At 68.7% G+C, this 22,607-nt stretch carries 21 protein-coding genes; 16 read left to right on the forward strand and 5 right to left on the reverse strand.

All coding sequences use genetic code 11. The annotated features are described in order from the left end of the window. Positions 1–11 precede the first annotated feature (11 nt). The 3 genes from HD600_RS03600 to HD600_RS03610 form a co-directional block, all read right to left on the reverse strand. Positions 12–740 (reverse strand): amino acid ABC transporter ATP-binding protein, encoded by a 729-nt coding sequence (locus HD600_RS03600; RefSeq protein WP_184281558.1) that lies wholly within the window; start codon positions 738–740, stop codon positions 12–14. Beyond that, complete coding sequence (locus HD600_RS03605) at positions 737–2,212, reverse strand: ABC transporter permease subunit (protein ID WP_184281559.1); 1,476 nt, start codon at positions 2,210–2,212, stop codon at positions 737–739. Before HD600_RS03605 ends, HD600_RS03600 begins: the two co-directional genes overlap by 4 nt. A gap of 104 nt (positions 2,213–2,316) precedes the next feature. Then, positions 2,317–3,366, reverse strand: a complete 1,050-nt coding sequence (locus tag HD600_RS03610; protein WP_184281560.1) for an NAD(P)H-dependent flavin oxidoreductase — start codon at positions 3,364–3,366, stop codon at positions 2,317–2,319. A 45-nt stretch (positions 3,367–3,411) separates the two neighbouring features. Here HD600_RS03610 and HD600_RS03615 point away from each other — a divergent pair, with 45 nt between their 5' ends. Further along, entirely contained in the window at positions 3,412–3,699 is a 288-nt protein-coding gene (locus HD600_RS03615; protein WP_184281561.1) for a DUF6412 domain-containing protein, read from the forward strand. A gap of 66 nt (positions 3,700–3,765) precedes the next feature. Next, complete coding sequence (locus HD600_RS03620) at positions 3,766–4,512, forward strand: YidC/Oxa1 family membrane protein insertase (RefSeq protein ID WP_184281563.1); 747 nt, start codon at positions 3,766–3,768, stop codon at positions 4,510–4,512. A 205-nt stretch (positions 4,513–4,717) separates the two neighbouring features. Here HD600_RS03620 and HD600_RS03625 read toward each other — a convergent pair whose 3' ends face one another. Next, entirely contained in the window at positions 4,718–5,863 is a 1,146-nt protein-coding gene (locus HD600_RS03625) for a sensor histidine kinase (RefSeq protein WP_184281565.1), read from the reverse strand. A gap of 228 nt (positions 5,864–6,091) precedes the next feature. On the opposite strand from HD600_RS03625, the gene HD600_RS03630 reads away from it, so the two are divergent. The 7 genes from HD600_RS03630 to HD600_RS03660 all read left to right on the forward strand — a co-directional run bounded on the left by HD600_RS03630 (position 6,092) and on the right by HD600_RS03660 (position 15,445). Next, positions 6,092–6,745, forward strand: a complete 654-nt coding sequence (locus HD600_RS03630) for a response regulator (RefSeq protein WP_184281566.1) — start codon at positions 6,092–6,094, stop codon at positions 6,743–6,745. A gap of 61 nt (positions 6,746–6,806) precedes the next feature. Further along, positions 6,807–8,090 carry a M18 family aminopeptidase gene (locus HD600_RS03635; RefSeq protein WP_144792740.1) on the forward strand — a complete coding sequence of 428 codons (1,284 nt, stop codon included), beginning with the start codon at positions 6,807–6,809 and terminating at the stop codon, positions 8,088–8,090. Between the two features lie 78 nt (positions 8,091–8,168). Continuing rightward, positions 8,169–9,617, forward strand: a complete 1,449-nt coding sequence (locus HD600_RS03640; RefSeq protein WP_184281568.1) for a purine-cytosine permease family protein — start codon at positions 8,169–8,171, stop codon at positions 9,615–9,617. Further along, entirely contained in the window at positions 9,614–10,174 is a 561-nt protein-coding gene (locus HD600_RS03645; RefSeq protein WP_184281570.1) for an isochorismatase family protein, read from the forward strand. Before HD600_RS03640 ends, HD600_RS03645 begins: the two co-directional genes overlap by 4 nt. A gap of 82 nt (positions 10,175–10,256) precedes the next feature. Beyond that, positions 10,257–12,398 carry a choline BCCT transporter BetT gene (betT, locus tag HD600_RS03650; protein ID WP_184281571.1) on the forward strand — a complete coding sequence of 714 codons (2,142 nt, stop codon included), beginning with the start codon at positions 10,257–10,259 and terminating at the stop codon, positions 12,396–12,398. Then, positions 12,395–13,867, forward strand: a complete 1,473-nt coding sequence (locus tag HD600_RS03655; RefSeq protein WP_184281574.1) for an aldehyde dehydrogenase family protein — start codon at positions 12,395–12,397, stop codon at positions 13,865–13,867. The genes betT and HD600_RS03655 overlap by 4 nt, the downstream gene beginning before the upstream one ends. 15 nt (positions 13,868–13,882) lie before the next feature. Further along, positions 13,883–15,445 (forward strand): GMC family oxidoreductase, encoded by a 1,563-nt coding sequence (locus tag HD600_RS03660; protein WP_184281576.1) that lies wholly within the window; start codon positions 13,883–13,885, stop codon positions 15,443–15,445. 2 nt (positions 15,446–15,447) lie between these two features. Here the strand turns inward: HD600_RS03660 and HD600_RS03665 are convergent, their stop codons facing one another. Beyond that, a complete protein-coding gene (locus HD600_RS03665) occupies positions 15,448–16,155 on the reverse strand; it encodes an MBL fold metallo-hydrolase (RefSeq protein WP_184281578.1) in 708 nt (235 codons plus the stop codon). A 78-nt stretch (positions 16,156–16,233) separates the two neighbouring features. Here HD600_RS03665 and HD600_RS03670 point away from each other — a divergent pair, with 78 nt between their 5' ends. The 7 genes from HD600_RS03670 (at position 16,234) to HD600_RS03700 (ending at position 22,604) form a co-directional block, all read left to right on the forward strand. Continuing rightward, complete coding sequence (locus HD600_RS03670; protein WP_184281580.1) at positions 16,234–16,764, forward strand: TetR/AcrR family transcriptional regulator; 531 nt, start codon at positions 16,234–16,236, stop codon at positions 16,762–16,764. Positions 16,765–16,822: 58 nt separating this feature from the next. Then, entirely contained in the window at positions 16,823–17,884 is a 1,062-nt protein-coding gene (locus HD600_RS03675; protein ID WP_184281582.1) for an alpha/beta hydrolase, read from the forward strand. Positions 17,885–17,935: 51 nt separating this feature from the next. Continuing rightward, positions 17,936–18,805 (forward strand): tryptophan 2,3-dioxygenase, encoded by an 870-nt coding sequence (locus HD600_RS03680; RefSeq protein WP_184281584.1) that lies wholly within the window; start codon positions 17,936–17,938, stop codon positions 18,803–18,805. Next, positions 18,805–19,857, forward strand: a complete 1,053-nt coding sequence (locus HD600_RS03685; protein WP_184281586.1) for an amidohydrolase family protein — start codon at positions 18,805–18,807, stop codon at positions 19,855–19,857. Before HD600_RS03680 ends, HD600_RS03685 begins: the two co-directional genes overlap by 1 nt. Continuing rightward, the gene (locus HD600_RS03690; RefSeq protein WP_184281588.1) at positions 19,858–21,069 is read left to right on the forward strand and encodes a kynureninase; all 1,212 of its coding nucleotides are present in this window, start codon (positions 19,858–19,860) and stop codon (positions 21,067–21,069) included. A gap of 191 nt (positions 21,070–21,260) precedes the next feature. Beyond that, complete coding sequence (locus HD600_RS03695; protein WP_184281590.1) at positions 21,261–21,812, forward strand: DUF308 domain-containing protein; 552 nt, start codon at positions 21,261–21,263, stop codon at positions 21,810–21,812. Between the two features lie 6 nt (positions 21,813–21,818). Next, entirely contained in the window at positions 21,819–22,604 is a 786-nt protein-coding gene (locus tag HD600_RS03700; protein WP_184281592.1) for a tyrosine-protein phosphatase, read from the forward strand. The last annotated feature ends 3 nt before the right edge of the window (positions 22,605–22,607 follow it).

Here is a 22,607-nt window from a genome sequence, read left to right on the forward strand (position 1 = left end):
ACTGCCCGGTTTCAGAGGACCTTCGCGAGGAAGTCCTTCAGCCGATCACTCTTGGGCGCCCCGAACAGATCCGTCGGCGCCGCCTCCTCGACGACGACCCCGCCGTCCATGAACACCGTGCGGTCGGACACCTCGCGCGCGAATCCCATCTCATGGGTCACGAGCACCATGGTCATGCCGCCGTCGGCGAGGTCGCGGATGACCTGCAGCACCTCACCGACCATCTCGGGGTCCAGTGCGCTGGTCGCCTCGTCGAAGAGCATGATCTCGGGGTCCATGGCCAGGGCGCGGGCGATCGCGACCCGCTGCTTCTGGCCGCCGGACAGCGAAGCGGGCTTGGCGTCCGCCTTCTCGGCGAGTCCGACGCGATCCAGGAGGGCCAGCGCCCGCGCCTTCGCCTCGGCCTTCGACATCCGTCCGAGCTCGATCGGGGCGAGGGTGATGTTCTCCTGCACGGTCATGTGCGGGAAGAGATTGAAGTGCTGGAAGACCATCCCGATGCGCTGACGGACCTCGTCGAGCTTGACGCTCTTGTCGGTGAGGTCGATGCCGTCGATGATCACCTGGCCGGAGGTCGGCTCCTCCAGCTTGTTCAGGCACCGCAGAAGGGTCGACTTGCCAGAGCCCGACGGGCCGATCACTGCGACGACCTCGCCGTCGCCGACGGTGAGGTCGATCCCCTTGAGCACCTCGTTGGAACCGAATGATTTGTGCAGGTCGCGCACATCGATCTTGCTCATGCGTTGAAGCTCCTCTCCAGGCGGTTCGCGAGCAGCGTCAGCAGCGTGATCACGACGAAGTAGATGATGGCGACGATCGTGAGCACCTGCGCCGACAGATATGTCGAGGCGATGATCTGCCGCGACTGGAACGTGAGCTCTGCGAGCCCGATGACGCTGATGAGCGACGTGTCCTTCAGGGTGATGATGCCCTGGTTGACGAACGAGGGGATCATGATGCGGAACGCCTGCGGCAGGACGACCTTCTGCATCGTCTTCCAGTGACCGAGCCCGAGCGAGCGGGAAGCCTCGTTCTGCCCCGGGTCCACGGCCTGGATTCCGCCGCGGATGATCTCGGTCATGTACGCACCGGTGTTGAGCGAGAGCGTGATCGCTCCGGCGACGAACGGGTTGAACGTCAGCCCGGGGAACAGCTGCGGGATGGCGAAGAACACGAAGAACGCCTGCACGAGGATCGGCGTCCCGCGGAAGGCGTACACGTAGGCGGTGGCGACCCAGCGGAACAGGAAGAACGACGACAGTCGTCCGAAGCCGAAGACGATTCCGAGGATGAAGGCCGCCACGATGGCGACGAGCGTCGCGAGGACGGTCAGCCAGAGTCCGCTCATCAGCGCCGGCCAGTACTTGATCGCGACGGAGATGATGTCCGTCGGTTCGGCGGCGGTCTCCTCCGTGCTCAGGTACGTGTCGACGATCTCGTCGTACTCGCCGGAGGCCTGGAGGTTCTCCAGCCCGGCGTTGAACTTCTCCAACAGCTCGGAGTTCATGCCCTTGTTGACGGCGAAGCCGTACTCACCGCCGAGTTCGGGTTCTCCGACCAGGCGGAAGCCCGACCCCTGCTGGATCCCGTAGGCGAGCACGGGGAAGTCCTCGAAGTAGCCGACGGCCTGTCCCGCCTTGACGGCGTCGACCATGTCCGTGGTGTCGGAGTACGGCGTGACGCGGAAGCCGTACTCGTCCTTGTTGTCCTCGGCGAAGGTCTGTCCCTGCGTTCCGGTCTTGACCGCGACGGTCTTGCCGTCGAGATCGTCCAGCGACTGGATGTCGCTCGACTCGAGAACCCCCAGCTGGATGCCGCTGGTGAAGTACGGATCGCTGAAGTCGAAGGTCTGCTGACGTTCCTCCGTGATCGACATCCCCGCCATGACGGCGTCGACCTGGTTGGACTGGAGCGCCTGGAGTGCGGCGTCGAAACCGAGTTGGCGGATCTCGACCCGGAAACCCTGGTCCTCGGCGATGGCCCGCAGCAGGTCCATGTCGATGCCGACCAGTTCGCCGTCGGAGTTCGTGAACTCGAACGGAGCGAACGTGGTGTCGGTGCCGATGATGTAGGTCTCACCGTCATCGGCGACGGCGGGCCCTGCACCGGCCAGCAGCGCGGCGCCGGCGACGAACACGGCGAGCGCCATCGCGGCGGCTCGACGGGCGACGGCGCGCAGGCGCACGATCGGTGAGCGGGGATTTCGGATCACGACGGATGCTCCTCGGATCGAGCTGTCACGACCGGACGGCCGCGGTGAACCAGCCTAACCTCGCGGTGTCGGGGCCGCCTCCGGTACCCCCGCCGCCGCAGACGTCACCGCTCGACGGACGACCACCCTGCGATGAGGTCGGCGAACACCTCCGCGGCGGTGTCGCGCGTCGCCAGCGGCGCGGCCTGCCCCATCCACAGGGACTGCAGCTCACCGAGGTTCTGCTCTCCTGCCGGCGTCCGGAAGCGCCCGGTGAGCCAGTTCTGCATCGGGAACGGCGCGATCGTCCCGCTCGCCTCGATCGCCCTGACGGCGCGGTTGCGCGCGCCACGGGCCAGCCGACCGCTCATCGCCCTGGTCAGGACGCTCTCGTCGGCCGCAGTGCGGCGGATCGCGGCGCGGTGGGCCTGGGTCGCCGCCGACTCCCGAGTGGCGAGGAATGCCGTGCCCACCTGCACGCCTGCGGCGCCGAGGGCACGAGCGGCCGCCACGCCGCGCCGATCGGCGATGCCGCCGGCTGCGACGACGGGGACGGAGACGGCATCCACCACCTGCGGGACGAGCGCGAAGGTCCCGACCAGCGAATCCTCCGCCGCGCGGAGGAACGACACACGGTGCCCTGCGGCCTCCGCTCCGGAGGCGACGACCACGTCGACGCCTCCCTCGTCGAGCGCCCTCGCTTCGGCGACCGTGGTCGCCGTGCCGATGACGCGGATGCCGCGGCGGTGCGCCTCGTCGACGATCTCGGCGGAGGGCACGCCGTAGACGACGCTGAGCGCCGCCGGCGCCGCATCCCAGATGGCCTCGAGCTGCTCCTCGAGCGGCGGCGTGTAACGCTCCGGCCGCGCCGGCAGGTCGACGCCGACGGCCGCATAGAACGGTTCGAGCGCCTGTGCGAAGACGGTGTGCTGCGGCCCTGGCTCGACCTCGTCACCGGTGGGCAGCCAGATGTTGAAGGCGAACGGCGCGTCCGTCGCCGCCCGCAGCGCAGCGGCAGTGGAGCGGATCCGCGCACCGTCGTAGCCGTACAGCCCGAAGGCGCCGAGACCGCCCGCGTCGCTCACAGCGGCAGTGAGTCGTACAGAGGACAGCCCACCGAAGGCGCCGAGCAGGATCGGATGCCGAACTCCCAGGACCTCGCTCAGATCGTTCATGCGCTTCACGCTACGCCTGCGGCGCCCGCTGGTACCCTCTGTGACATGACGGACGGAATCGGGCAGGTGGTGCAGCTTCTGCTGTCCGCGCTCGGACTGGTCGCGCTGCCGGATCTCGCGGCGCTGGACCTCGCCGCTCTCACTCTGGCGATCGCCGTCATCGCCGTCGCCGCCCTCACCGTCCTCATCACGCTGGGCATCGTGCGCGCAGGGCAGGGTTCCGCGCCGCACCCGCGGCGCGCCATCGACCCGTCCGCTCTGCTGTCGCAGAGCGATCCACGTGCCGACGGGCACCCCCGTCCTCGAGCGCCGGGAGTCGTGCGCGCCGTGTGACCGTCCGTTCGTGACGGGAGCGCGGCACACCGCCGACCTTCCCTCACTCAGAAACGGACACTCTCCTTGGACATCTATGCCTTCGGGCCCATCGCCGCCGTTCTCGACGCCGCATACGGCGCCATGACATGGCTCGCCGCAGCCCTCGAGCCACTGACCGGATCCGCCGCCGCAGCCGCTGCGGTCGTCGCCGTCACCATCCTCGTCCGCGTCGCACTCATCCCGGTGGGGATCTCGCAGGCACGGGCGGAGCAGACTCGGGCACGACTCGCCCCGAGACTGCGCGCTCTGCACACACGCCACCGGAAGGACCCCGAGCGCTTGCAGCGCGAGACCATGAATCTGTACCGGGAGGAGAACACGTCGCCCTTCGCCGGGTGCATGCCCGTCCTGCTGCAGGCGCCGATCGTCGGGATCCTCTACACGCTCTTCCTCCGGACGGAGATCGCCGGCCACGCGAACGCCCTGCTCAGTGAGGACCTGTGGGGTGCGACGCTGGGCACCGGTCTCGTGCACATGCTCTTCGCCGGCCCCTTCTCGATGCCGACGCTGCTCGTGTCCGGTGGTCTGCTCGCGATCATGCTCGCCGTGGCCGAGACGTCACGCCGAGCGTTCCGACCCGTCGCCGTGGACGATTCGCCGCTGTCCTCTCCCGGCATGGTCCGCGTGATGGGCGGCCTGCACTATCTGACCGCCGTGTTCGCCGTGTTCGTCCCGCTCGCCGCGGCGCTGTATCTCGCGGTGACGGTGTCGTGGACCCTGGTGCAGCGCGTCGTCCTGCGCCGACGGTTCCCCCTGCCGACATCGGCATGAGAACAGCCCGAGAACAGAAAGGACCGCGGACGCGATCTGTTCGAAGAATCGAACACGCGCCCGCGGTCTAAAGCGCTGGGGGACGCTTTCTGGGGTTGTCCCAACGCTAATGAGGTGCAGCGCCCATCAGAAGCGTCGAAAGTCGATCCGAGCATGGACTTTCGTCCAGACTCTGCGCAGCGCCATGCGCGCGACCTCGGCGCGATCAGGTGATCGGAAGCCGTGCGGACACCGTCCATCGGCCGTCGACCGCGCCTGCGCTGAACTCACCGCTGGCCCCGACGACGCGTTCGGCCATCCTGTTCAGTCCCGTCCGGCTCGAGGACAGCTCGCGGCGCGGCTCCGTCGGAAGCGGGCTGCTCACGGTGAGTTCGGCGGCCTGATCGTCCACATCCAGTCGGATGCCGACCTCGCCGGCGCCGGCGTACTTGAGGACGTTCGTGGCCGACTCACGGACGATGCGGGCGAAGATGATCTCGGCGATGCGGGGAAGGCGTCCGTCGCGGAGGTCCCCGTCGCGGCGCACCACGTGGCCTGCCGCCTCGAACTCTCCGCTCGCCTCATCGACGGCGGCGGCGAGGTCGCCGGTCTGGACACCGGCACTGCGCGGGCCGTCGTCCGCGGCGAGTTCGATGACGAAGCGCAGGTCGGCCATCGCCTTCTTGGCGGCGGCGCCGATCGCCTCCTGCGAACGGCGACTCATCTCGGCGTCGTCCAGCATCTGCACGTGCAGGGAGATGACGGTGAGATGGTGCGCGATGCTGTCGTGCAGTTCACCGGCGATCCATCGCCGCTCGGCGAGGACGGCTTCGCGCTCGCGTTCGGCGCGCTCGGCGAGCTGCTCCTCGAGGACACGGCCGCGGTCGAGGGCGACGCGGAGCGCGAAGCCGATGACCCCGGAGACTGTGGCGATGATCAGATAGATACCGACGCCGGCGGGAACGCGCGCGTCGCCATAGGCGACGAGAGCGACGGCGAGGAGGAAACCTCCGGCATAGAAGAGAATCAGGGCGGTGCGGCCGAGTCGCATCACCATGCCCGCCGCGACGGCGGCGGCGAGAAGGAACTCGGATGCGGAGTCGGCGAGGAATGAGACGCCGAACATGATCCCGAGGGCGAGGGTCGCCACCACGGGCGACCAGAGATAGAGCGCGAACACCGCTGTCGTCGCGATGCTCACCAACGAGGTGAGCAGGTCTGCGCCGGTGCCGAGAACGATGCCGAATGTGTCGACGGCGATGAGGCCGCCGATGATGACGAGGATGGCGACGCGCTCGAGTGTGCTGAGCGCTCCACCTCGCGTGAGTCGGAGAATCCCGGGCTCTTCCCGCGTCGACCGACCGAAAGCCATGGGATCAGTATGTCCTATTCGCTAGATCTGCTAGCCTCAAAGGCCGAGAGCCTTTGCAAGCATCTGCCAAAAGGTCATGGTGTTTCACCTCCCGATATGGGCGTTTGTCTGAGGTACTCCCCCATCCTCCCGACATCGCCTCGTCTGCACATCGGCCTTACGTTCAGAGTTTTTTGGCCAAAAGTTCAGGTTCGCGGAGCGCTCAGTCTCCGCGGTTAGGCTTCCTCCATGCCCAACATCCGCGTGCTCATCGTCGACGACGACCCCCTGGTCCGCACCGCGTTGGCGCACTTCGTGTCGCGGGACCCGGAGATCGACGTCATCGGAGAAACCGAGACCGGCCTCGAAGCACTCGCCTACCTGGAGAAGGACCGTCCTGACGTCGTGATGATGGACGTGCAGATGCCCGAGATGAACGGCATCGAGGCGACAGCGGCCATCACCGAGCGCTGGCCGGAGGTGCGGGTCCTCGCCGTGACGACCCTGGACGGCAGCGACACCGTCCTTCCGATGCTGAGCGCCGGCGCCTCCGGTTACATGCTCAAGGACTCCAGCGCCGAGAGCATCCTCGCCGGCGTCCGCGAGGTCTACAGCGGAGCGAGCTCGCTGTCGCCACGGATCGCGTCGATGCTCGTGCGTCATGTCCGCGACTCCGCCCCCTCCGCGGCGACGGCCGACCTCGAAGCGCTCACCGAACGCGAGGCCGAGGTGCTCGACCGGCTCGCCCAGGGGATGTCCAATGCGGAGATCGCACATGCCCTCATCGTCTCCGAGGGGACCGTCAAGGCCCACCTCGGGCGGATCATGTCGAAGTGGGGTGTGCGCGACCGGGTGCAGATCCTCGTCACGGCCGCGCGTGCGGGCCTGGTGAACTTCGGCTGACAGCGATCGCGCCGCTCCGCCCCGCGCGGACGTCACGGCGACGGCGGATACGATCGAACCCATGGTCGTCACTCCCGCAGCCCTCGCCCACGCAGAGGATCTCGCCGACTTCGTCGCCGCATCCCCGTCGAGCTACCACGCCGCCGCCGAGGTCGCCCGACGCCTTGAGGAGGCCGGTTTCGTCCGGCTCTCGGAAGAGGATGCCTGGCCCGCCCAACCCGGCGGACGATTCCTCGTCGTGCGGGACGGCGCCGTCATCGCCTGGGTCGTCCCCTCCGCCGCCCTGCCGACGACACCCGCACAGATCTTCGGCGCACACACGGACTCCCCCGGCTTCAAGCTGAAGCCCCGGCCGACCACCGGTGCACGCGGCTGGCTGCAGGCGGGAGTCGAGGTGTACGGCGGCCCGCTGCTGAACTCCTGGCTTGACCGGGAGCTGCGCCTCGCCGGACGACTGGCGCTCGCCGACGGCCGCGTGGTGCTCGCCGACACCGGCGCCCTGCTGCGACTGCCGCAACTGGCCGTGCACCTCGACCGGGAGGCGAACAGCGGTCTCGCCCTGGACAAGCAGACGCAGACGCAGCCGGTGTGGGGGCTCGGAGACCCGACGTCCGCGGATCTGCTCGGCGAGCTCGCCGCCTCGGCGGGCGTCGACGCCGCCGACATCCGCGGCTTCGACGCCGTGATCGCCGACTCCGCGCGCGGCAGCGTGTTCGGCAAGGACGACGCGTTCTTCGCCAGCGGCCGGCTCGATGATCTCGCCTCCGTGCACGCCGGCGTCGTGGCCCTCGGTGAGGTGTCCGCCCGGGCGACCGAGCGCATCGCCGTCCTCGCTGCCTTCGACCATGAGGAACTCGGCTCCGCGTCGCGGTCCGGCGCGGCGGGCCCCTTCCTCGAGGACGTCCTCGCTCGCGTGTATGAAGGCCTCGGCGCAGATGGCGGCGAGCTGCGCCGCGCGTACGCCGCATCCTGGCACCTGTCGAGTGATGTCGGCCACTCCGTGCACCCGAACTACGCCTACAAGCACGACCCGGTCGTCCAGCCGCTGCTCGGCTCCGGCCCCATCCTCAAGATCAACGCCAATCAGCGCTACGCGACGGACGCGGTCGGCGCCGCATCCTGGGCGCAGTGGTGCCGGACCGCCGGCGTCGCCTCCCAGGAGTTCGTCTCGAACAACGCGGTCCCCTGCGGCTCGACGATCGGGCCGATCACGGCGACCCGTCTGGGAATCCGCACCGTCGACGTCGGCATCCCGATCCTGTCGATGCACTCGGCTCGCGAACTCGCCGGAGTGAGCGATCTGCACGATCTCACCCGCGTCGCCGAGGCCTTCTTCTCGGCCTGATCCGCCACGGCGGACGCGTGCGGCGCGTCGGCGTGCCGGCAGTGCCGACAGGGGCGCCGGCAGTGCCAATATGGGGTCATGTCTGAGAAGATCGCGGCGACCCCAGCACTGATCGAGCGCGCCGGCATCGAGATCATCCCCGAGGCGGAACGCACAGCGAGGCCGAGAGATCTGTTCTGGCCGTGGTTCGCCGCGAACGTCTCCGTGTTCGGAATGTCGTACGGGTCGTTCGTCCTCGGATTCGGCATCTCGTTCTGGCAGGCGACGATCGTCTCGGTCATCGGGATCGTCGTCTCGTTCGCGCTGTGCGGGCTCATCGCCATCGCCGGCAAGCGCGGATCAGCGCCGACGATGGTGCTCTCGCGAGCGGCATTCGGCGTACACGGCCAGAAGGTCCCCGGGATCGTGTCCTGGCTCACCTCGATCGGCTGGGAGACGTTCCTGGCGATCATGGCGGTGCTCGCCACCGCCACCGTCATCTCCCAACTCGGCGGCGAAGGGGACAATGTCGCACTGAAGATCGTCGCGACCGTCGTCGTGGCGGCGCTCATCGTCGGCGCGTCCGTCCTCGGTTACCACACGATCATGAAGATGCAGTCGGTGCTCACGTGGATCACCGGGCTCGTCACCGTCCTCTACGTCATCCTGACGATCCCGCACATCGATCTCGCCGCCGTCATGGCCCGTCCGGATGGAAACATCGGCGCGGTGATCGGCGCCCTGGTGATGGTCATGACCGGGTTCGGCCTCGGGTGGATCAACATCGCCGCCGACTGGTCCCGCTACCAGAAGCGCACGGCGTCCGACGGCGCGATCGTGTTCTGGAACACCTTCGGCGGTGCCGTCGCGCCGGTGCTGCTGGTGGTCTTCGGACTCCTGCTCGCCGGATCCGACGACGACCTCCTGGCCGCGGTCGGCGCCGATCCGATCGGCGCGCTCGCGACCCTGCTGCCGATCTGGGTGCTCGTGCCGTTCCTGCTCACTGCCGTGCTCGCACTCGTCTCCGGCGCCGTCCTCGGGATCTACTCCTCCGGGCTGACGCTCATCAGCCTCGGCATCCGCATCCCTCGCCCGTCGGCCGCCGCCGTGGACGGTGCCATCCTCACGCTCGGGACGATCTGGGTGGTGTTCTTCGCCACCGACTTCCTCGGCCCCTTCCAGTCCTTCCTCATCACTCTCGGCGTCCCACTGGCATCGTGGGCCGGCATCCTCATCGCCGACATCCTCCGTCGCCGGAAGGACTACGACGACGAGGCCCTGTTCGACGCGAGCGGACGCTACGGCGCATGGGACTGGACGTCCATCGTCACGATGGTCGTCGCCTCGGTGATCGGTTGGGGTTTCGTCGTGAACAACTTCGCCGCAGAGGCCGCCTGGAACAACTGGCAGGGATACCTGCTGGGGATCATCGGCGGTCGGGACGGTGACTGGGCGTACGCGAACCTCGGCGTGTTCTTCGCGCTCGTGCTGTCGTTCCTCGTCACCTGGTTCGCGCGCGCGGCGACGATCCGACGGCAGGAGTCGTGACCGCGAACGAGGACGGCTGGCTCGTCGTCATCGACCCACAGAACATCTTCGCCGCACCGGACTCCGACTGGGGCTCGCCGTTCTTCGCCGATGCCCTGCCGAGGATGCAGGCCCTGGCTGCAGCGTTCGGCGATCGCGTGCTCGTCACGCGTTGGATGCCGACGGCCGACCGCGCGACGTCGTGGGGCGAGTACTTCGCCGCGTGGCCGTTCGCGGACCGTCCGCTGACCGACCCTCTGTTCGATCTCGTCCCGGAGGTGCGCGGGCTCTCTCCGCACCCGACCCTTGACCTGCCGACGTTCGGGAAATGGGGCGCGGAGATCGAGGAGATCGTCGGCAGCGGTGCACATGTCGTGCTCGCCGGAGTCTCCACGGACTGCTGCGTCATCTCGACGGCCCTCGCCGCCGTCGACGCCGGCGCACACGTCACGATCGCAGAGGACGCGTGCGCGGGCTCGACCGCCGAGAACCACGCCGCAGCGATACAGGTGATGGGTCTGTACCCGCCGCATATCACGATCAGCGGGAGCGCGGAAGTCCTCGAACGATTTTCCTGAGCGGCACGGGGCCTTTGCTATCGTCGGTGCCAACCCGAAACCGACGATGACTGCGCCCCGGCGCCTGACGAGACTCGACGTGATGACTGAAGCCAATTCGTCCTCCCCTGCCCGCACGCGACGAAACTCCGCTCCGCCGCCTCGCTGGCCCGTGCTCATCGGCTCCGCCATCGCGATCCTCGCCATCGCGATCTGGGCGATCGTCGCCCCGGCGAACGCCGGCGACGTGATCGGCGTCATGGTCGTCTGGATCTCGTCGAACTTCGGCTGGTACTTCGTCCTCACCGCCACGATCGTGGTCGTGTTCGTCCTCATCGTGGCGTTCTCCGCAGCCGGTCGCATCAAACTCGGCCCCGATCATGCCAAGCCGCAGTTCAGCATGTTCACGTGGGCGTCCATGCTGTTCGCCGCCGGAATCGGCATCGACCTGATGTTCTTCTCCGTGTCCGAGCCCGCGGCCCAGTACATGAACCCGCCGACCGGCGAGGGCGAGACGATCGCCGCCGCGCGTCAGGCCATCGTGTGGACCTTCTTCCACTACGGCCCCGTCGGCTGGGCGATGTACGCGCTGATGGGCGCGGCATTCGCCTACTTCGCCTACCGCCGCAACCAGCCCCTCAGCATCCGCTCGATCCTCGCCCCCGTGCTCGGCAAGCGCTCCGCCGGCTGGCTCGGTCACAGTGTCGACATCTTCACCGTGCTCGGCACCGTCTTCGGCATCGCCACGACCCTCGGCATCGGTGTCGTGCAGCTCAGCTACGGCATGCACGTGCTCTTCGGCACTCCCGACGGCGTCTCGATGCAGATCGCCCTGATCGTGCTGGCCGTCGCGATGGCGACGATCTCCACGGTCTCCGGCGTCGAGAAGGGCATCCGCCGCCTCTCCGAGGCGAACGTCATCCTCGCGATCGCCCTCCTCCTCTGGATCACCGTCACCGGGCAGACCCGTCGCATCATGGACGGGCTCGTGATGAACGTCGGCGACTTCGTCGCATCGTTCCCGAGCATGCTGATGGACACGTTCGCATGGTCGCGCCCTGACGACTGGATGCAGGCGTGGACGCTGTTCTTCTGGGCGTGGTGGGTGGCCTGGGCGCCCTTCGTCGGCTTGTTCCTCGCGCGCATCTCCCGCGGACGGACGCTGCGCCAGTTCATCGTCGGCGTCCTCGTGATCCCGTTCGCCTTCATCGCGATCTTCATCTCCGTGTTCGGCAACTCCGCCCTCGAGCTGATCCTCGGTGGCGACACGGCATTCGCAGAGGCCGCCGTCAACACGCCGGAACGCGCGTTCTTCGACCTGCTGCAGCAGTACCCGGCCGCCCCCGTCGTGCTCGGGGTGGCACTGCTGACCGGTCTGCTCTTCTACGTCACCTCGGCCGACTCCGGAGCCCTGGTACTGGCGAACCTGACATCGAAGATGGAGGACCCGCGCCAGGACGCCGGCAAGCTGCAGCGCATCTTCTGGTCGCTCGCCACCGGTCTGCTGACGCTGGGCATGCTGCTCGTCGGCGGCGTGCCGACGTTGCAGGCGGCCACGCTGATCATCGGCCTGCCCGTCTCGTTGCTGCTCTATCTCGTGATGATCTCGCTCTACCGCGCCCTCGGTTCGGAGAAGCAGCACCGTGCGGGATACATCGCGACACTCCCCGGACGGATCGGCGCGACTCAGACGAGCTGGCGTCAGCGGCTCAAGCGCTCGACGACGTTCCCGCAGCGCACGCAGACGATCGCCTACCTGGACAGGGTCGCCACTCCGGCGCTGCAGGAGGTCGCGGACGAACTGCGCGCCTCCGGTGCGCAGGCGTCGGTGGACCGTATCGAGATCGACGAGCTCGAGATGCCGTCGATCATCCTCACGGTCCACTTCGACGGCGCCGAGGACTTCACGTACCAGGTGTACCCGGTCTGCCACGACCTTCCGACGTTCGCCTACCGCAGCGTCAGCGAGTCGGCGGAGTACTACCGCCTCGAGATCTTCTCGGCGACCGGGTCGCGAGGATACGACGTGTACGGCTACACCGGGGAGCAGCTCATCACCGATGTGCTCAGCGCCTACGAATCGCACCTCGAGTACCTGCGCATCACCGTCGACGTGCCGGAGCCGGTGTTCACCGAGGCCCTCCCGGTGATCACCGACTGGCAGGACGACTTCCAGGGACCGACCACCGACAGCATCGCGGAAGCACCCGCCGCCGATGCTCCCAGCGAAAAGGACACCCCATGACCTCGACTCTCTTCATCGACGGCGCCTGGACCTCCGCGGTCGAAGGCGGCACCCGTGAGATCCACTGCCCGGCCGACGGCGCGCTCGTCGCCGTCGTCGACGAGGCGTCGGAGGCGGACACGATCGCGGCGATCGCGGCGGCCCGCCGGGCGTTCGACAGTGGCGTGTGGAGCTCCACGCCCGCCGCCCAGCGCGGAGACTTCCTGCTGAGAGTGGCCGCGCGTCTGCGTGAACGCAAGGAGGAGTTCGCCAGGGCGGAGTCCCTCGACACGGGCAAGCGCATCGTCGAGTCGCGCATCGACATGGACGACATCGCCGCATGCTTCGACTACTTCGGAAAGCTCGCCGCGGAGAATGCCGGTCGCATCGTCGACGCCGGGGACGCGAACGTCCTCAGCCGCATCGAGTACGAGCCGGTGGGTGTGTGTGCGCTCATCACACCGTGGAACTACCCCCTGCTCCAGGCAGCATGGAAGATCGCGCCTGCTCTCGCCGCAGGCAACTCCTTCGTCCTCAAGCCCGCGGAGCTCACGCCGCACACCGCGATGCTCATGATGGACGTCCTCGACGAGCTCGGACTCCCGGCCGGAGTCGCGAACCTCGTCCTCGGATCGGGTGCGACAGCCGGTGACCCACTGTCGACGCATGAGGACGTCGACATGATCTCCTTCACCGGCGGCCTTGTCACCGGTCGTCTGCTGGCGGCCAACGCGGCGGCGACCGTCAAGAAGGTCGCCCTCGAGCTCGGTGGCAAGAACCCCAATGTCATCTTCGCGGACGCCGACTTCGATGCCGCCGTCGACAACGCCCTCAACGCGGCGTTCGTGCACTCCGGTCAGGTCTGCTCCGCCGGCGCACGCCTGATCGTCGAGGAATCCATCGCCGAGCGCTTCGTCGACGAACTCGTGCGCCGAGCAGAGGGGATCCGCCTCGGCGGCCCGTTCGACGACAGCGCCGACTCCGGCCCGCTCATCTCGAAGGAGCATCGGGAGAAGGTCGACGCCTACGTGCAGGCCGGCGTCGCGGAGGGCGCGCGCCTGCGGACGGGTGGCCGCGCCCCGGAGGGCGATCTGGCCGACGGGTTCTACTATCTGCCGACCGTGCTCGACCAGGTGGAGCGCGGGATGTCCGTCGTGCGCGACGAGGCGTTCGGTCCCGTCGTGACAGTGGAGACCTTCACCACGGAGGACGAGGCGGTCGAGACGGCCAACGACACCATCTACGGTCTCGCCGGTGCCGTCTGGACCCAGGATGCCGGACGCACGCAGCGCATCGCCCGTCGGCTTCGTCACGGCACGATCTGGATCAACGACTTCCACCCCTACCTCCCGCAGGCGGAATGGGGCGGGTTCAAGCAGTCCGGCTTCGGCCGAGAACTCGGCCCCACGGGACTCGCGGAGTACCAGGAGGCCAAGCACATCTACCAGAACCTCGCCCCGGCCGTCACCGGCTGGTTCCCCGAGCACTGAGGACAGGAGACGACCATGGAGACGACTCACACCTTCGACTACGTCATCGTCGGCGGCGGCTCGGCCGGCGCAGCCGTGGCGGCGCGCCTCAGCGAGGATCCCTCCGTGACGGTCGGCCTGCTGGAGGCCGGCCCGTCCGACACCGAAGAAGAGGTCGTGCTGCAGCTCGACCGCTGGATGGAGCTGCTCGAGTCCGGCTTCGACTGGGACTACCCGATCGAGCCGCAGGAGAACGGCAACTCGTTCATGCGTCACGCCCGCGCGAAGGTGCTGGGCGGATGCTCGTCGCACAACTCCTGCATCGCGTTCTGGGCGCCGCGTGAAGACCTCGACGACTGGGCACAGGTCCACGGAGCAGCCGGCTGGGAATCCGAGCGGACGTACCCGCTGTACCGGAAGCTGGAGACGAACGAGGACGAGGGCGAGCACCACGGCCACGACGGCCCTGTTCATCTCATGAACATCCCGCCGGAGGACCCGTGCGGTGTGGCCCTGCTCGACGCGTGCGAGCAGGCCGGCATCCCCCGCGTGAGGTTCAACAGCGGCGAGACCGTCATCAACGGCGCGAACTTCTTCCAGATCAACCGTCAGGCGGACGGCACGCGGGCCTCCTCGTCGGTGTCATACCTGCACCCGATCCTCGAGCGTGAGAACCTCACGATCCTCACGGGTGCACACGTCAGCAGGCTGACCTTCGACGACGAGGGCGCATGCACGGGTGTCGTCAGCTACGACAACCCGTTCGGCCGCCCTGCCCACATCGCCGCCCGCCGCGAGGTGATCCTGTCGGCGGGGGCCATCAACACCCCGCAGCTGCTCATGCTCTCCGGGATCGGGCCGGCCGACCATCTGCGCGAGATCGGTATCGAGGTCCGCGTCGACTCCCCCGGCGTCGGCTCGAACCTCGCCGACCATCCGGAGGGCGTGGTGCAGTGGGAGGCGAAGAAGCCGATGCCGCGCACCTCGACGCAGTGGTGGGAGATCGGCATCTTCGCACCGACGGAGGACGGGCTCGACCGCCCTGACCTCATGATGCACTACGGCTCCGTGCCGTTCGACATGCACACGTACCGTGCCGGATATCCGACCGCCGAGGAGATGATCTGCCTCACCCCCAACGTCACGCACGCCCGTTCTCGCGGCACGGTGCGGCTGCGTTCGATCGACTACCGGGACAAGCCCAAGGTCGATCCGCGGTACTTCACCGACCCCGAGGGCCACGACATGCGGGTCATGATCGCCGGCATCCGCAAGGCACGTGAGATCGTCGCCCAGCCGGCGATGGCCGAGTGGGCCGGACGCGAGCTCGCACCCGGCGCGGACGCGACGACCGACGAGGACCTCGCCGCATACATCCGTGCCACGCACAACACCGTCTACCACCCGGTGGGCACCGTGCGGATGGGCCCGGCGGATGACGACATGTCGCCCCTCGACCCGCAGCTGCGCGTGAAGGGCGTGTCGCGCCTCCGGGTCGTCGATGCGTCGGCGATGCCGGAGATCACGACCGTGAACCCCAACATCACCGTGATGATGATGGGCGAGATGTGCGCTCAGCTCATCCGCGAGGGGAGCTGAGCTCAGTCCGCGCCGCGGACAGCGGCGACGACGTCGGCGGGTGCGCCGCGCCACGGTGCGCCGTGGCCCGGCAGCACCCATGACGCCTCGAGGCCCGTCAACCTGTCCAACGAGGAGAGCGCCTGGTCGGTGTCGTCGGTGAACGGCGCGGGCTGGGCACCCTCCCTGCCCGTGAGCACGTGCCTGGTGGTGAGCGCGTCGCCGACGAAGACGGCCTCCGCGATCGGCACATGCACTGCCACGCTCCCCGGCGAGTGCCCCGGCATGCCGACGATGACGGGTGCGCCGGGGAGGTCGAGCACATCGCCGTCAGCCACCTCGATCACTTCCCGCACATGGCGGGTTCGGAGCGCGTTCTTGCGAAGGCCGTAGCCGAAGAATCCCAGCAGGGGCCAGATGCGTGCCGGCCCCATCGCCGTCTTGGGCTTCTCGCCCGTGCGCACCCGATGCGCGTCGGCGGCGTGGATGAAGACCGGCACTCCGGCCTGACGCAGTCGCTCGGCGAAGCCGATGTGGTCGCTGTCGCCGTGCGTGAGGATGAGGCCGCGGATGTCGGCGACCGACTTCCCGAGCGCCGACAGCTCGTGCTGGAGGTCGTTCCAGTGTCCGGGGAGACCGGCGTCGACGAGCGTGATCCCCTCTGGGAGGTCGATGAGGTAGGCGGCGACGATGTCGTTGCCGAGGCGGTGCAGGTGCGGGGCGAGCTTCATGGTGGACCCCTTTCAGGAGGTTGCGATGCCTATGTTACGTAGCTATCATGGCTAATGTCAATAACCATGGAGGTTCAGATGCCGACACCTGCGCGTACGTCGTACGCCGAGATCATCACCGCCGGGCGCGAGATCCTCGAGGCCGAGGGCCCGGACGGTCTCACGATGCAGGCCGTCGCTGCCCGTGTCGGAGTGCGGGCACCGTCGCTGTACAAGCGCGTCCGCGATCGCGACGCCCTCCTCAGCGCGGTCGCGGAGTCCGTCGTCGACGACCTCGCCGTCCGCTTGGAGTCGGCCGGAACCGACATCGCGGCTCTCGCGGCGGCGTACCGCGCCCATGCCCACGCGCAGCCGGCCGGCTTCCGATTGATGTTCACCGACTCCGCACCACTGGAGGCCCTCGAGCGCGCCGCACGCCCTGTGCTCACGGCATCCGCGGCCCTGGTGGGCGAGGCCGATGCGCTGCACATGGCCAGACTCATCACGGCGTGGGCCACCGGCTTCCTCCAGATGGAGCTCGCCGGCGCCTTCCGTCTCGGCGGCGACGTCGACGAGGCGTTCGCCTTCGGGCTGGAGCGCCTCGTGCGGGGGTCCGCGCAGGGGGCGTGACGCACCACTCGCGCGCGGTCGACGCCGTACTGGCACACTGATGCGTGGAGGGGACCCCATGACGACATCCGCGCGCGCACACACCACCGAGGACGACGAGCGACAGAAGCGACCGCACCACCGCTGGTTCAAGACCCGGGTCACGCTCGGCATCATCATCGTCGTGCTCCTCATCGCCGCGATCATCGGGGCGATCACGCCGTGGCCCTCCGCGATGGTGATCCGCGCGGTGTTCACGCACGGCGGCGACGCCACAGTCGCCGAGATGGACGAGCACGTCCCCGACACCCCGCTCACCGAGACCCTCGATGTCGCCTACGCCGACGACGGCGCCGACACGACCATGGACGTGTTCACACCGGCATCCGCTTCGGGCCCCCTGCCGACGATCGTCTGGATCCACGGCGGCGCATGGATCTCCGGTTCGAAGGAGAACGTCGACCCGTACCTGCGCATCCTCGCCGCCGAGGGCTACACGACCATCGGCGTGAACTACACGCTCGGCCCCGAGGGCGTGTACCCCACGGCGGTCGGGCAGCTCAACGAGGCCCTGTCGTACATCGATGCCCACGCCGATGAGTTGAACGTCGATGCGTCGCAGATCGTGCTCGCCGGGGACTCCGCCGGCGGCCAGCTCGCCAGCCAGATGGCGACGATCATGACCAGTCCGGACTACGCGGAGATCCTCTCCGTCGACCCGGCGCTCGACGCCGACCAGGTGGTCGCGACAGTGCTCAACTGCGGCGTCTACGACCTGTCCGCCCTCGCCGCGCTCGACGGCATCGCCGGGTGGGGCCTGAAGTCGGCGATGTGGGCGTACGCCGGGACGAAGACCTGGGCCGAGAACGCCACCGGTGCGACGATGTCGACGATCGACTGGGTGACGGCGGACTTCCCCACCACCTACATCTCCGGGGGCAACGGCGATGGACTCACATGGCTGCAGTCGATTCCCATGGCCCAGCGCCTGGACGAACTCGGCGTCGACGTCACGACGCAGTTCTGGCCGGCCGCGCACGAGCCGGCACTCCCCCACGAATACCAGTTCCACCTCGACATGCCGGATGCGCGAACGGCCCTGCAGAAGACCATTGACTTCCTGGACGCGCACACCGACTGACCACGGCCGAGGCTGACGATCGAGGGCCCCTTCGGGATATCCTCGGACATCATGGGCACCGATTCGGCAGAGGCCGCGGGGAACGAGCGAGAACTCGAAGACACGATCGTCACCGACCTCACCGGCCGGATGACGTACGGCTCGTATCTGGGGCTGGATGCGCTCCTCTCCGCGCAGCATCCGGTCAGCTCTCCGCAGCACCACGACGAGATGCTGTTCATCATCCAGCACCAGACGACGGAACTGTGGCTCAAGCAGATGCTGCACGAGCTGTCGTCGGCACGCGACCTGCTGGCGAGCGACGACCTGCGCGAGGCGCTCAAGCGCGTGGCGCGGGTCAAGCGCATCCAGGACGTCATGACGCAGCAGTGGTCGGTGCTCGCCACCCTCACCCCGACCGAGTACGCGCAGTTCCGGGGTGCGCTGGGCAACTCGTCCGGCTTCCAGTCGGTGCAGTACCGTGCCGTGGAGTTCGCCCTCGGCAACAAGAACGAGCGGATGCTCTCCGTCTTCCGCGATCATCCGTCGAACCTCGCGCTGCTGACGACGGAGTTCGAGCGCCCCACTCTCTACGACGAATTCCTGCGCTACGCGTCGCGCCGTGGCATCCCGATCCCCGCCGAGATCCTCGATCGCGACGTGCGCGAGCCGTATCGCCCGCACCCCTCGCTCGTGCCGGCGATCCGCGAGATCTATGAGCACCCCCAGACGCACTGGGATCTGTACGAGGCATGCGAGGACCTCGTCGACCTCGAGGACAACTTCCAGTTCTGGCGGTTCCGCCACCTGAAGACCGTCACGCGCACGATCGGCATGAAGCCGGGCACCGGCGGGTCGAGCGGTGTCGGGTTCCTCCAGCGCGCGCTGGAGCTGACGTTCTTCCCCGAGTTGTACACGGTGCGCACCGAGATCGGAGCGTGATGCGCGCCGTCACCTACCTCGATTCGCGCGACGGCGCATGGCGTGAAGGGGTGGGCACCGTCGTGGACGGGCAGGTGCGGGTCCACGACGAGCCTCCTGCCCCCGACATGCCGCGGCTCGAGGGCGTCCTGACGGGCGGCTTCACCGACGCACATGTGCACCTGCAGCTCGTCGACCACACGCAACTCTCCGGCTCTCCGCTGGCGCGGGTCGTCGACCTCGGCGGCAACCCGGACACGTTGGCCCGCCTGGCAGCCGCCGCTCGCGCTCGCGCTCGCGCGGGGCACAACTCCGGAGTGTTGACGCCAACACCGACTTCTGCCGCCGAAACCACGCCGATCCGCGAACATTCTCCGGAGTTGTGCCCGCCCGCCGACGTCGAAGTCGTCTTCGCCGGGGCGTTTTTCACTCCACCGGGCGGGTATCCGTCCGACCGGGCGTGGGCGCCGGAGGGCGCGGTGCGCGAGGTCGCCGACGCCGCGGACGCCGCCCGAGCCGTCGCCGAGATGAAGGCATCCGGCGCCGCAGTCATCAAGATCGCCGGCAACAGCACCGCCGGCCCGGTCTTCACGGACGATCTGTTCCGCGTCCTCGTCGCACAGGCGGCGGCGCACGGCCTCCCGGTCGTCGCGCACGCCGAGGGCCGCGGCGAAGCGCAGCGGGCCGTGCGGCTCGGCGCCACCCGGCTCGCTCACGCCCCCTTCAGCGAACGACTGACGGATGCCGAGATCGCGGCGCAGGCGACGTCCGCGGTGTGGATCTCCACTCTCGCCATCCACACCGGTGAGGCGTATGCCATCGCCGTCGACAACGTCCGCCGGTTCCACGCGGCCGGCGGCACCGTGCGATACGGCACCGACATGGGCAACGGCCCGACTCCGGTGGGACTGAACCCCCGCGAGCTCGACGCGCTCCGCGAGGCCGGCATCGACGGGCGGGAGCTTCTGCGCACCCTCGACCCGGCGCCCGGCGCCCCCTGGTACCTCACGGCCGGTGATGCGATCGATCCCCTCGACGCCCGACCGCTCACCCCGATCGATCTGGAGGCCTGAATGACCGATCTGTTCGCAGAAGCCCGCGAGCTCGACGCCCGCGACCCGCTCGCCGAGCACCTCGACGCGTTCGTCGACGCCCCCGGGGTCAGCGCGTATCTGGACGGCAACTCCCTCGGCCGCCCGCTGCGGGAGCTCCCCGATCGGCTCGCCGCCTTCGTCGCCGGCGACTGGGGCACGCGGCTCATCCGGTCGTGGGACGAGCAGTGGATGGATCTGCCGACCGCTCTCGGTGACCGGATCGGCGCACTCTGCCTCGGTGCCGCCCCCGGCCAGACCGTGGTCGCCGATTCCACCACCGTGCTGCTCTACAAGCTCATCCGCGCGGCCGTCGATGCTCGTCCCGACCGCTCGGAAATCGTCGTGGAGGAGGGCAACTTCCCCACCGACCGGTTCATCGCCGAAGGCGTCGCGACCGAGCGCGGCCTCACGCTGCGCTGGGTCAGCCCCGATCCCGTCGCCGGTGTGCAGGTCACGGACATCGAAGCGTCCGTGTCCGACCGGACGGCTCTCGTCGTCCTCAGCCACGTCGACTACCGCTCCGGCGCACTGGCCGACATGTCCGCGATCACGGATGCCGTCCACGACGCCGGCGCGCTCATGCTGTGGGACCTCTGCCACTCCGCCGGCGTCATCCCAACGGAACTCGACACGTGCGAGGTCGATCTCGCTGTCGGGTGCACGTACAAGTACCTCAACGGGGGCCCGGGCTCTCCCGCGTTCGCCTATGTCGCCGCCCGCCATCACGGCGTGCTGCGCCAGCCCGTCCAGGGCTGGATGGGGGCGGGCGACGTCTTCGCGATGGGGTCCGCGTACACACCGGGCGCCGGCATCCGCCAGTTCATCAGCGGGACGCCTCCCGTGCTCGGGATGCTCGCCATGCAGGGGATGCTCGACCTCATCGAGCAGGCCGGGATCGTCGCCGTGCGTGAGAAGTCGAAGACGCTCACCGACCTGGTGGTCCGTGCGTTCGATCTCGAGCTCGCCCCGCTCGGCGTGCGGCTGCTCAGTCCACGGGAGGCGACCGACCGCGGCGGGCACGTGACCATCGGCCACCCGGACTTCGCCGAGGTCACCCGCACCCTCTGGGCCGACGGCGTGATCCCCGATTTTCGGTACCCCGACGGGATCCGTCTCGGTCTGTCACCGCTCAGCACGTCGCACGCCGAGGCGCTGCGGGGCGTCTTCGCCGTCCGCGACGCGCTCGCCTGAACGGCGCCCGCACGGGACCCGGCCCGAACCGGGGTGAGGACTCAGGTGATGCGGCGGGTGATCTTCGCCCCGACGCGCGCAGAGGCGCGGCATCTCTGGGCAGTATCGGAGAGGAGCCGTCGCGCCTCTGGCTGGACGGCGCTCACGCGCGCCACGACGGCGCGCGCCCACTGCAGAGAGGACTCTCACTCGTGACCGCTTCACCCGTCACCCCCGCCGTCAACGGCATCCGCACCGCCATCGGCATCGGCGGCGTGCTCGCCGTGATCGTCGGCATCCTCATCCTCGTGTGGCCGGGCCGCACTGCCATGGTCGCCACCGCGATCATCGCGATCTACACGATCGTCGCCGGGCTCGTCTACGCAGGCCTCGGCATCTTCAGCAAGAACAAGGGCGGATGGGCCCGTCTCGGCCACATCCTGCTCGGTCTCCTCTTCATCGTCGCCGGCATCGTCGCCTTCGCGAACCTCTCGGGGACCACGGTGTGGCTGGCCGCCTTCCTCGGTGTGCTCGTCGGAATCCTGTGGATCGTCGAAGGCGTCGTGGCGTTCACGACGCTCGGCGACTCCTCGTCGAAGGTGTGGTCGGTGCTGTTCGCGCTGCTGAGCATCATCGCCGGCATCGTGCTGCTCCTGTCGCCCGTGTGGGGCGCCGAGGTGCTGTGGTGGGTTCTCGGCATCTCGCTCGTCGTGTTGGGTGTGCTGAACGTCGTCCGCGCGTTCCGCTTCGGCAAGACGGTCTGACCGACGGTGCCGAGCATCGACGGACTGTACAACTACCGCGACACCGGTGGGCTGCCGCTGCGCGGCGGCGGCTCGAGCCGTGCCGGCGTGCTCTACCGTTCCGAGGCGCTCGGTGCCCTCACCGATGAGGGTGTCGGCCAGTTCGCCGACACCCTCATCGGGACGGTGGTGGACTTCCGGACGCCGGCGGAACGCGAGACCGCGCCCGATCGCCTTCCGGACTCCCGTCCGTTCGACGTCGTGGAGCTGTCCATCCTGCAGGGCGCGACGGGCGATCTCATCAAGACGTTCACCGCGCCCGGTGCCGCACCGACACCCGCGCAGCTCGAAGCGGCCATGGACCGCATCCCGGAGCTCGGCGACATGTACGTCGAGATGCTCCGGGGTGGGGCGGCGGCGTTCGCCCGCGTCGCGAAGCTCATCGCCGCATCCCACGACGACGCTCCCACCGGCGTGATCGTGCACTGCACGGCCGGGAAGGATCGCACCGGCGTGGCGACCGCACTGATGCTGGATGCCGCCGGCGTGGACCGCGACGCTGTGATCGGCGACTATGCGCAGTCCGAAGCCAACCTCGCCGGCCCCTGGGCCGATGGCATGATCCACATGATCGAGTCGTTCGGCGTTCCGGTGACCCCGAAGCTGCGCACGCTCGCCACCGGGACGCCGCCTGCGGCCATCGAGCAGGCGCTCTCCTGGACGGATGCGGCGGGAGGCGCCGGCGCGTACCTGCTCTCCGGCGGGCTGACCTCCGCGGAGCTCGACCGTCTCGGTGAGCGCATCGCCGGCTGACGG

The organism is Microbacterium ginsengiterrae (genome assembly GCF_014205075.1).
GTDB lineage: Bacteria > Actinomycetota > Actinomycetes > Actinomycetales > Microbacteriaceae > Microbacterium > Microbacterium ginsengiterrae.